The organism is Streptomyces sp. NBRC 110028, from assembly GCF_001417735.1.
In the GTDB taxonomy this organism is placed as follows: Bacteria; Actinomycetota; Actinomycetes; order Streptomycetales; family Streptomycetaceae; genus Streptomyces.
The window spans coordinates 1-1,562 of record NZ_BBUZ01000003.1; the positions used below are offsets into that span (position 1 = coordinate 1).

Here is a 1,562-nt window from a genome sequence, read left to right on the forward strand (position 1 = left end):
GCACCGCCAACGCATCGAGGAACGCGTTGGCCGCCGCATACACCGCCTGCCCCCCGCTACCCCACACACCGGCATTGGAGGAGAACAACACGAACGCCTCCAGAGTCGAGGCATCCAGCAGCTCATCCAGGTTCACCGCACCGGCGACCTTGGCAGCCATCACATCAGCCGCCTCCTGAAGAGAGACCTCCGCCAAGGGCGTGGACTGCGGAACGCCAGCCGCGTGGAACACCGCCGTCACCGGTTCACCCAGACCCGTCAGCAATGCTTCCAGCGCCGCACGGTCAGCCACATCACAGGCCCACACCGACACCCGCGCTCCACCCAAATGCTCCAGCTCCCGCACCAGTTCACCAGCGCCAGGAGCGCTATCACCACGACGGCTTACCAGGACCACATGATCCACACCGCCAGCCACCAACCACCGGGCCGTGTGCGCACCCAAACCACCGGTACCACCGGTGACCAGCACCGTCCCATGCGGCCGCCAACCACCCCCACCACCATCGACCGCAGCACGCACCAAACGACGCACCCACACACCCGAACCACGCACCGCCACCTGATCCTCAAAACCAGCCGACGCCACAACACCCACAAACCGGCGGCACACCTCCTCATCAGCCTCCACCGGCAGATCGATCAACCCGCCCCACAACCCCGGATGCTCCAGACCCAGAACGCGGCCAAAACCCCACACCTGCGCCTGCACCGGATCAATCACCGTGCCCATATCCGAAGTACCAGCAACCACCGCCCCCCGCGTCACCAGCCACAACCGCGGCACCTCACCAACCAAGCCCAAATCGAGCAGCGCCTGGGCCAGCACCAGCGACGCAGCCAAACAGGAAGGTGCGGCGGGGAGGTCGTCAGTGGCCTGGTCTAGGGCCAGCAAGGACACGAGGTGATCGACGTTCTCCGGGCCGGTCACGGCTTGACGCAGCGCATGCGCGTATTGCGACCGGTCAGGATGAGCAGTGTCCACCTTCGCGAAGCTGACGGATACGCCCGGTTCTGCGGCTGCCGTCCTCGCCAACGACTCAGCGAACGTGGTGTCAGCGCCTGCTGGAGTCACGACGAGCCAGTTGCCCGGCTTTTCGGGCAGCGTCCCGGTGGTCAGACGCTTCCACGCAACGTCGTAGCGCCACTGGTTGACTTCGGCACGGACTTGGCTCTGCCGGTGCCACGAAGACAACGCCGGCATCACAGCCCCGATTGCCTCTACATCGACACCCAGAAGTTCAGCAGCAGCCTCGGCATCCGCATCGACCACTGCTGACCAGAAGCTGTTCTCCGAGTGAGGGGGCTGAGAGACCGGTGCCTCTTCCGCCATCAACCAGTAGTGCTGTCGCTGGAAGGGGTAGGTGGGGAGGTCGACGGTGCGAGGGTTCGCGCCTTCGAAGGCGCGGGACCAGTCGACGGTAACGCCCTGGACGAAGGCTTCCGCGAGGGATGTGAGGAGTCGGTCCAGGCCGCCTTCGTCACGCCGTAGCGAGCCCAGCACGGCGGCGTTCTGGTCGAGGGCGTCGAGGGTCTGCTCGATACCGGGGACGAGGACGGAG

General features: G+C 65.7%; 1 protein-coding gene. It reads right to left on the bottom strand.

Annotated features, from left to right (window positions below):
- Positions 1-1,562, bottom strand: a 1,562-nt coding sequence (locus ASC60_RS00020) for a beta-ketoacyl reductase (protein WP_159043175.1), incomplete at both ends; no start/stop codon positions are given.